This window comes from Cellulomonas septica, from assembly GCF_012396155.1.
Classification (GTDB): Bacteria; Actinomycetota; Actinomycetes; order Actinomycetales; family Cellulomonadaceae; genus Cellulomonas; species Cellulomonas septica.
Window position 1 is genome coordinate 1 of the sequence record NZ_JAAXOY010000080.1, and the last position, 8815, is coordinate 8815.

Below are 8815 nucleotides of genomic sequence, written 5' to 3' on the forward strand. Positions count from 1 at the left end.
GGCGACCGCGACGGTGCCGAGCACGACGTCGCCGTCGCGCAGCCACCACGGCTCGGGCACGGGCGCGGCGACGTAGGTCTGGACGGGCTGCGCGCCCGCGATGCGCGGCTCGCTGCTGCCCGTCGCGGGCAGCCCGAGCACCCACCCGGACAGGTCGCGCAGGAACACGGGTGAGACGTCGCCGCCGACCCGGATCCCGTGGTTCGCGCCCTCGTAGTAGCGGACGGTGACGTCGCCGTTCCCGGCGATCGCGGTGTCGCGGATGATCTGCTCGGCGCCCTGCACGGTCGGCATGGACGCGTCCCCGGTGCCGTAGACGACGAGGACGGGCTGCCGCATCTGCCGCTGGTAGGGCGTGACGTCGAAGTCGGCGTACTCGAACCCGCCGCCTGGCAGCGACATGCCGACGGCGCGCGGGATCGCGCGGAACACGCCGTGCGGGACGCCCGTGTTGCGCAGGTAGGAGTCGACGGCGAACGCGGCCTGCTCGCGCGGCGGCACGACGGGCGACGACACGAGCACGACGAACGCGAGGCGCGGGTCCTGCGCGGCCATCACGGGCGCGATCCAGCCGCCCTCGCTCTCGGCGTAGACGCCGACGCGGTCGGGGTCGACGTCGGCGTGCCGGCGCAGGACCTCGACGGACGCCTCGTAGTCGGCGGCCATTTGCACGTAGTCGCGGTGCCGCGTCGTGTAGGTGTCGAGCCGCTTGTCGGGGACCATCGCGACGATGCCCGACGCGGCGAGCGCGCGCGCCTGCTCGACGAACGCCCGGCTGAACCTGCCCGTGCCGGCGCCGTGCACGAACACGACGCCGGGTGCGGGCTCGTCGAGGCCGACGGGGACGCTGATCTGCGCCTCGACGGTCGCGCCGTCGAGCTGGACCGTGACGGTGCTGGTCGCGACGTCGTACGTCCGCAGCTGCGGGGCGTCGCCGATCGCGGTGGCCGACGTCTCGACCGCGATCGGGTCGGCCAGCGGGACGGGGTCCCACTGCGGGCCCATGACGGCACCGAGCACGGCGAGCACGACGATCCCGAGCACGGTGCTCGCGACGACGCGGTACGGCGAACCGCCCCGCCGCTCGTGCGGCAGGGTGCGACGGTCGCGGAACCCGGGTCGGAGCATCAGAAGCCCAGCCGCCCGAGCTGCTTGGGGTCGCGCTGCCAGTCCTTCGCGACCTTGACGTGCAGGTCGAGGAACACGCGCGCGCCGAGCAGCGCCTCGATGCCGCGTCGTGCCTGGCTGCCGACGTCGCGCAGGCGCGCACCGCCCTTGCCGATGACGATCGCCTTCTGGCTGTCGCGCTCGACGAACAGGTGCACGCGCACGTCGAGCATGGGCGTCGCGTCGGGCGACGTCGTCTCACGGGGCACGATCTCGTCGACGACGACCGCGAGCGAGTGCGGCAGCTCGTCGCGCACGCCCTCGAGCGCGGCCTCGCGGACGAGCTCGGCGACCATGACGTTGTCGGGCTCGTCGGTGAGCTCGCCCTCGGGGTAGAGCGCCGGGCCCTCGGCCAGGTGCCCGACGAGCACGTCCTCGAGGACCTTCACCTGGTAGCCGGACACCGCCGAGACGGGCACGATGTCGGCCCACTCGCCGAGGTTCTGCACGGCCATGAGGTGCTCCGCGAGGCGGCCCTTGCCGACCGTGTCGGCCTTGGTGACGATCGCGACCACGGGCGTGCCGCGGCCGTCGCGCGCGAGCTCGGCGAGCTGGTCGGCGATGAACCGGTCCCCCGGCCCGACGCGCTGGTCCGCGGGCAGGCAGAAGCCGACGACGTCGACCTCGGTGAGCGTGTCCTTGACGAGGTCGTTGAGCCGCTCGCCGAGCAGCGTGCGGGGTCGGTGCAGGCCCGGGGTGTCGACGAGCACGAGCTGGGCGTCGTCGCGGTGCACGATGCCGCGCACCGCGTGCCGGGTGGTCTGCGGACGACCGGAGGTGATCGCGACCTTCTGCCCGACGAGCGCGTTGGTCAGCGTGGACTTGCCCGCGTTGGGCCGGCCGACGAAGCAGGCGAATCCTGAGCGGAAGGTCATCGTGCGGCTCCGTGCTGGTCGGTCGGCACGCCCTCGGCGGGCGTGTGCGTCGGGGGGTCGTCGGGGGTGGCGAGGCTGACGAGCACGGTGGACAGCGTGCGACGCCTCCCCTGGGCCTCCTCCGCGACGAGGTGCAGCCCGTGGATGTCGCCCGCGGACCCGGGCAGCGGGACCTTGCCGAGCGCCTTCGCGAGGAGGCCGCCGACGGTGTCGACGTCCTCGTCCTCGACGTCGAGGCCGAACAGCTCGCCGACCTCGTCGCGGCCGAGCCGTGCGGGCACCCGGTAGACGCCGTCGCCGAGGTCCTCGACCTCGGGTGCGGTGGGGTCGTGCTCGTCGGTGAGCTCGCCGACGATCTCCTCGAGCGCGTCCTCGATGGTGACGAGGCCGGCGATGCCGCCGTACTCGTCGACGACCATCGCCATGTGCGACGAGCCGTCCTGGAGCTCGCGCAGCAGCTCGTCGACCGGCTTGGATTCGGGCACGAACACCGCGGGCCGCGCGAGCGAGTCGGCGGGGGCCGCGAGGAGCGCGTCGGCGTCGGGGTCGTCGACCCCGGGGGCGAGCCGCAGACGTCGCACCACGTCCTTGAGGTACAGCACGCCGCGCAGGTCGTCCACCGACTCGCCGACGACCGGCACGCGCGAGAAGCCGGACCGGCGCAGCAGCCCGAGCACCTTGTGCACCGGGGTGTCGGCGTGCGTGACGACCATGTCGGTGCGCGGCACCATGACCTCGCGCGTGAGCGTGTCGCCGAGCTCGAGCACCGAGCGGAACATCTCCCGCTCCTCGTCCTCGATCGCCTCGGACTCGCTCACGCGCTGCACCATCTCGCGCAGCTCCTCCTCGTCCTGCGCGGGCCCGGCGTACGACGCGGCGCGCCCGAGACCGCCGAACGCGACCGTGATGCCGAGCAGCGGGCGGGACAGCACGGTGAGCGTGCGCACGGGGTGCGACCGGCCGATGCTGCGCGGGCTGACGCGCACGAGCAGGAACGCGACGACGGCGACGAGGCCGACGGTGACGAGCAGGACGGCCCACCACGGCAGCGACCCCGACGACACGACGAGCGTGAGGCACACGGTCGCGGTCATCTCCGCGAGCAGGCGGACGAACGACGCCGCCGCGACGACGCGGGACGCGTGCTCCTCGAGGCGCATCACGCGCGCGGCGGCCGGGTGCTGGTCGGCGACGAGGTCGGTGACCGTGGCGCGCGAGACGCGCGTGACCGCGACCTCCCCCGCGGACATCGCCGCCGCGAACGCGATGCCGAGCACCGCGAGCGCGACGAGCAGCCCGACGGGCACGTCGGTCATCGACCGGCCAGGAACGTCAGCAGGAGGCGTCGCTGGAGCGCGAACATCTCCTTCTCCTCCTCCGGCTCGACGTGGTCGTAGCCCAGCAGGTGGAGGATGCCGTGCGTCGTGAGCAGCAGCAGCTCCTCGGCCGTGGAGTGGCCCGCGGCGCGCGCCTGCTGCGCGGCGACCTCGGGGCACAGCACGACGTCGCCCAGCAGACCGGCGGGCGTCGGCTCGCCCTCACGTCCGGGGCGCAGCTCGTCCATCGGGAAGGACAGCACGTCGGTCGGGCCGGGCTCGTCCATCCACTTGACGTGCAGGTCGGTCATGACGTCGGTGCCGACGAGCATGATCGACATCTCGGTCTGCGGGTGCACGTGCATGGCGTCGAGCACGAACCGCGCGAGCGCCGCGAACTCGGCCTCGTCGACGTCGAAGCCGGACTCGTTGTTGACCTCGATGCTCATCGGGTGCCGCTCCTGTCCCAGCGCGCGTACGCGTCGATGATGTCGCTCACGAGCCGGTGCCGGACCACGTCGGCGGACGACAGGCGGCAGAACGCGACGTCCTCGACGCCGTCCAGGACCTGCTCGACGACGCGCAGGCCCGACGTGGTGTTCGACGGCAGGTCGACCTGCGTGACGTCGCCGGTGACGACGACGCGCGAGCCGAACCCGAGCCGGGTGAGGAACATCTTCATCTGCTCGACGGACGTGTTCTGCGCCTCGTCGAGGATGATGAACGAGTCGTTGAGCGTGCGGCCGCGCATGTACGCGAGCGGCGCGACCTCGACCGTGCCGGCCTCCATGAGCCGCGGGATCGACTCGGGGTCGACCATGTCGTGCAGCGCGTCGTAGAGCGGGCGCAGGTAGGGGTCGATCTTCTCGGACAGCGTGCCGGGCAGGAACCCGAGCCGCTCCCCCGCCTCGACCGCGGGACGCGTGAGCACGATCCGGTTCACCTGCCGGGCCTGCAGCGCCTGCACGGCCTTCGCCATCGCGAGGTACGTCTTGCCGGTGCCGGCGGGGCCGATGCCGAACGTCACGGTGTGCCGGTCGATCGCGTCGACGTACTCCTTCTGCCCCGCGGTCTTCGGCCGGATGGTGCGGCCGCGCGCGGTGAGGATGTTGAACGTCAGGACGTCGGCGGGCCGGGCCGTGGAGCCCTCGGCGAGCATCGCGACCGAGCGCGAGACGACGTCGGGCGTGAGCGGCGTGCCGGCCGCGGCCATCTCGACGAGCTCGTCGACCAGGCGGGCCACGAGGGCCACGTCGCCCGCGGGCCCCGCGAGGGTGACCTCGTTGCCCCGGACGTGCACGTCGACCGTGGTGAAGCCGGACTCGATCGCGCGGAGCACCTCGTCGCGCAGGCCCAGCAGCTCGACCATCGAGACGTCGGCCGGGACGGTGATGCGGTGCTCGACGCGGGCGTGCGCACCGGCCGGGCGGGGATCAGTGTGGGGCTGCGTCATGGGTCGGCGTGCGCCGTGCGCTCCTTCGGTGGCGGTCGCGGGGCGCGTCGGGCGCGTCGCACGCGGTCGGGTGGTCGTCCCAGTCTACCGACGCCGTGCGCGCGCCCGCCGAGCGCATTCCTGCGCGCCCACCCGGGACCTTGGTGCTGCGCGCCGGGCGTGGACGGGGACAGACTGGCCGGTGGGAGGCCGGGTGAGGGCGCCCGGCCGCACGCGGAGGTGCGCCGTGGCGACGTACGTGTGGGACTTCACGCAGGGCGACAAGGACCAGAAGGACCTCCTGGGCGGCAAGGGCGCGAACCTCGCCGAGATGACGCGCCTCGGGCTGCCGGTCCCGCCGGGCTTCACGATCACGACGGAGGCGTGCCGCGCGTACATGCGCACGGGCGCGGTGCCGCGCGGGCTGGCCGTCGAGGTGACGACGGCGCTGCGGAAGATGGAGGACACGCTCGGGCGCCGGTTCGGCGACCCGGACGACCCGCTGCTCGTGTCGGTGCGGTCGGGGGCCAAGTTCTCGATGCCCGGGATGATGGAGACGGTCCTCGACGTCGGGCTCAACGACACGACCGTGCACGGGCTCGCGCGGTTCAGCGGCGACGAGCGGTTCGCGTGGGACTCCTACCGCCGGCTCGTGCAGATGTTCGGCCGGACGGTGCTCGACCTCGACGGTGCGCTGTTCTCCGACGCGCTCGACGCGGCGAAGGCGGCGCGCGGCGTGACCTCGGACGTGGACCTCGACGCCGACGCGCTGCGCGAGCTCGTCGGGACGTTCCAGGAGATCGTGCGCACGCACACGGGGTCGCCGTTCCCGCAGGAGCCGCGCGAGCAGCTCGACCTCGCGATCGTCGCGGTGCTGGGCTCGTGGAACACCGAGCGCGCGCGCCTGTACCGCCGCAAGGAGCGCATCCCCGACGACCTCGGGACGGCCGTCAACGTCGTGCCGATGGTGTTCGGCAACCTCGGGCCGACGTCCGGCACGGGCGTCGCGTTCACGCGCGACCCGGCGACCGGCAAGACCGGCAACTACGGCGACTACCTGGCGAACGCGCAGGGCGAGGACGTGGTCGCCGGGATCCGCAACACGCTGTCGCTCGAGGACCTCGCGCAGCGCGACCCCGGCGCCTACGCGGACCTGCGCCGGGCCATGCGGCAGCTCGAGACGCACTACCGCGACCTGTGCGACATCGAGTTCACGATCGAGCGCGGCAAGCTGTGGATGCTCCAGACGCGCATCGGGAAGCGCACCGCCCCGGCGGCGTTCCGCATCGCGACGCAGCTCGTCGACGAGCACCTCATCACGCTCGACGAGGCGCTCGCGCGCGTGACCGGGGCGCAGCTGTCGCAGCTGCTCTTCCCGCAGTTCGCCGCGTCCGCGGACCGCACGCTGCTCGCGCGCGGGATGGCCGCGTCGCCCGGCGCGGCCGTCGGTGCGGCCGTGTTCGACTCCGCGACCGCGCAGCAGCGGGCGGCCGCGGGCGAGGACGTCGTGCTCGTGCGACGCGAGACCAACCCCGACGACCTCGGCGGCATGATCGCCGCGGTCGGCGTGCTCACCGCGCGCGGCGGCAAGACGTCGCACGCGGCCGTCGTCGCGCGGGGCATGGGCCGCACGTGCGTGGTCGGGGCCGAGGCCGTCGACATCGACCTCGTCGCGCGCTCGTTCCGCGTCGACGGGCACGTCGTGCGCGAGGGCGACACCGTCGCGATCGACGGCGGCACGGGCGAGGTGTTCCTGGGCCAGGTGCCCGTCGAGCCGTCGCCCGTGAGCCGGTACCTCGAGGAGGGGCTCGACGCGGCGCTCGACCACGCGCCCGACGACGACACGCGCGAGCTCGTCCGGTCCGTCGACCGGCTCCTCACGCACGCCGACGCCGTCCGCCGCCTGCACGTGCACGCGAACGCCGACACCGCCGCCGACGCCGCACGCGCCCGCCGGCTCGGCGCGCAGGGCGTCGGGCTGTGCCGCACCGAGCACCAGTTCCTCGGCGAGCGGCGCGTGCTCGTCGAGCGCGTGGTGCTCGCGTCCGACGACGACGAGCGGCAGGCGGCTCTCGACGCGCTGCTGCCGCTCCAGCGCGAGGACTTCGTCGGGCTGCTGCGCGAGATGGACGGTCTGCCGACGACGATCCGTCTGCTCGACCCGCCGCTGCACGAGTTCCTGCCCGACCTCACCGACCTGTCGGTGCGCGTCGCGCTCGCGCACGAGCGGGGGCAGGACGCGACCGCCGACGAGCGGCTGCTCGCCGCTGTCCGGCGCATGCACGAGGCGAACCCGATGCTCGGCCTGCGCGGCGTCCGGCTCGGCCTCGTCGTGCCCGGCCTGTTCGCGCTGCAGATCCGGGCGATCTGCGAGGCCGTCGTCGAGCGCCGGGCCGCCGGGGGTGACCCGCGCGCCGAGATCATGGTCCCGCTCGTCGGGTCGGTGCAGGAGCTGCGGCTCGTCAAGGACGAGGCCCGCACGATCATGGCCGCGGTCGGTGCCGAGCGCGGCGTCGACCTCGACCTGCCCGTCGGCGTCATGATCGAGCTCCCGCGCGCCGCGCTCACCGCCGACCGCATCGCGCAGGAGGCCGCGTTCTTCTCGTTCGGCACCAACGACCTCACCCAGACGACGTGGGGGTTCTCGCGCGACGACGTCGAGGGCGCGTTCTTCGCCCAGTACACCGACAACGGCGTGCTCACGGTGTCGCCGTTCGAGACGATCGACGCGCTCGGCGTCGGGCGGCTCGTGCAGATCGCCGTCGAGCAAGGGCGCTCCGCCCGGCCCGACCTGACGCTCGGCGTGTGCGGCGAGCACGGCGGCGACCCCGAGTCGATCCGCTTCTTCCACGACGCAGGCCTCGACTACGTGTCGTGCTCGCCGTTCCGCGTCCCGGTCGCGCGCCTCGAGGCGGGCCGCGCGGCGGTCGCCGAGGCGGGGGTCGACGTGCGCTGACGACCCGTCCGCTCAGCCGGCGACGTAGCCCTGCTCGGCGAAGTACTCCTCCAGCAGGTCGAACGTGAGCGCGACCGCCGCGGCGTGGTCGTCGTCGGTCCACGCGTCGTGCGCGCGGCCGGGCGCCACCTGCCTCCCCACGAGCGCCTCCCAGCTCGTGGACGAACGCCCGCCGATCAGGCGCACGCCCGCCCAGTCGCGGAAGTGCCGGTACGCCTCGTCGTCGCGCCAGAACCGCGACCCCCAGCCGACGCCGGCCGCGACGGTGGGGAAACGCTCGTCGAGGAAGTACATCCGCAGCCGCGTCCGCACGAGGCGCGCGAGCGTCGCGGGGTTCGACGGGTCCCCCGCACCGAGCGGGTCACGCGGGCTGCCAGGACCCGCCGTGCCGGACCAGCCCGCCGTGAGGTCGCGCGCCACGACCGTCACCGTGCCGGCGATGAACGCGAGCTCGTGGCTCACGCCGTCGTCGTGCGGGAGCAGCTCGTCGACGAGGAGGTCGGAGCGGGGAAGCCCACCGTGGTCGCCGTCGACCTCGAGGCGGACGACGCCCTCGTAGCGCAGGACGAACTGGGGTGCGGCGCGACCGGCGCCCGCGAGGACCAGCGTCGCCGTCACGCCGGCGTCGGTGTGCCGCATCGCGAGCCGGTCGAACGTCGCGCCGCGCGGGCACCACTGGTACGAGAAGTCGTAGTGCTCGGGATGGCGGGCGAAGGCGCGTGCACCGGGCGGCAGCGCGTCGCCGTGCTCGGCCAGCCACCGCAGGTACGGACCGGGGTCGGTCCGCGTGCCGTCGGCCGTCGTCTCGAGGATCGCGTAGCGCACGCGGCGAGTGTGCCAGCGTTGCCTGCCTCGGAAGCACCGGATTCCGCGCGTGCGGGGCTCGGCGACGCTCCTGGCGGCCGGGGCGTCCCCCGCGCTCCGCGGGGGCTCAGGCCCAGCGGCCGAGGCGCTGCGCGAGGATCGCGAGCGCGACCGGGCCCGCCGTCGACGTGCGCAGGACGTGCGGGCCGAGGCGGACCGCGACCGCGCCGGCCTCGACCAGGCGGGCGAGCTCCTCGTCGCCGAT

The 8815-nt window shown here is 74.0% G+C and carries 8 protein-coding genes; 1 reads left to right on the plus strand and 7 read right to left on the minus strand.

What is annotated here, in order from left to right; genetic code table 11:
* From HGA02_RS05230 to HGA02_RS05250, 5 genes are all read right to left on the minus strand, one after another.
* The coding region (locus HGA02_RS05230) for an alpha/beta hydrolase family protein (RefSeq protein WP_168678109.1) at positions 1 to 1128 on the minus strand (1128 nt) is incomplete at its 3' end.
* Positions 1128 to 2042, minus strand: coding sequence for a GTPase Era (gene era / locus HGA02_RS05235; RefSeq protein ID WP_168678110.1), 915 nt, complete (start codon positions 2040 to 2042; stop codon positions 1128 to 1130). The genes HGA02_RS05230 and era, both read right to left, overlap by 1 nt.
* Entirely contained in the window at positions 2039 to 3358 is a 1320-nt protein-coding gene (locus HGA02_RS05240; protein ID WP_168678111.1) for a hemolysin family protein, read from the minus strand. Before HGA02_RS05240 ends, era begins: the two co-directional genes overlap by 4 nt.
* Positions 3355 to 3807 (minus strand): rRNA maturation RNase YbeY, encoded by a 453-nt coding sequence (gene ybeY, locus HGA02_RS05245; RefSeq protein WP_124341789.1) that lies wholly within the window; start codon positions 3805 to 3807, stop codon positions 3355 to 3357. Before ybeY ends, HGA02_RS05240 begins: the two co-directional genes overlap by 4 nt.
* A complete protein-coding gene (locus tag HGA02_RS05250) occupies positions 3804 to 4811 on the minus strand; it encodes a PhoH family protein (protein ID WP_168678112.1) in 1008 nt (335 codons plus the stop codon). Before HGA02_RS05250 ends, ybeY begins: the two co-directional genes overlap by 4 nt.
* A gap of 226 nt (positions 4812 to 5037) precedes the next feature.
* Here HGA02_RS05250 and ppdK point away from each other — a divergent pair, with 226 nt between their 5' ends.
* Positions 5038 to 7746, plus strand: a complete 2709-nt coding sequence (gene ppdK, locus HGA02_RS05255) for a pyruvate, phosphate dikinase (protein WP_168678113.1) — start codon at positions 5038 to 5040, stop codon at positions 7744 to 7746.
* Between the two features lie 12 nt (positions 7747 to 7758).
* Here the strand turns inward: ppdK and HGA02_RS05260 are convergent, their stop codons facing one another.
* Both HGA02_RS05260 and HGA02_RS05265 read right to left on the minus strand, forming a co-directional pair.
* Complete coding sequence (locus HGA02_RS05260) at positions 7759 to 8571, minus strand: hypothetical protein (RefSeq protein WP_168678114.1); 813 nt, start codon at positions 8569 to 8571, stop codon at positions 7759 to 7761.
* A gap of 106 nt (positions 8572 to 8677) precedes the next feature.
* A partial coding sequence (locus HGA02_RS05265) for a 16S rRNA (uracil(1498)-N(3))-methyltransferase (RefSeq protein ID WP_210728203.1) occupies positions 8678 to 8815 on the minus strand: 138 nt, incomplete at its 5' end.

Excerpts from the sequence above, each read along its gene's own strand:
- ybeY (WP_124341789.1), bottom strand. The coding sequence starts at position 3,807 with ATGAGCATCGAGGTCAACAACGAGTCCGGCTTCGACGTCGACGAGGCC.
- HGA02_RS05240 (WP_168678111.1), bottom strand. The coding sequence starts at position 3,358 with ATGACCGACGTGCCCGTCGGGCTGCTCGTCGCGCTCGCGGTGCTCGGC.
- HGA02_RS05250 (WP_168678112.1), bottom strand. The coding sequence starts at position 4,811 with ATGACGCAGCCCCACACTGATCCCCGCCCGGCCGGTGCGCACGCCCGC.
- era (WP_168678110.1), bottom strand. The coding sequence starts at position 2,042 with ATGACCTTCCGCTCAGGATTCGCCTGCTTCGTCGGCCGGCCCAACGCG.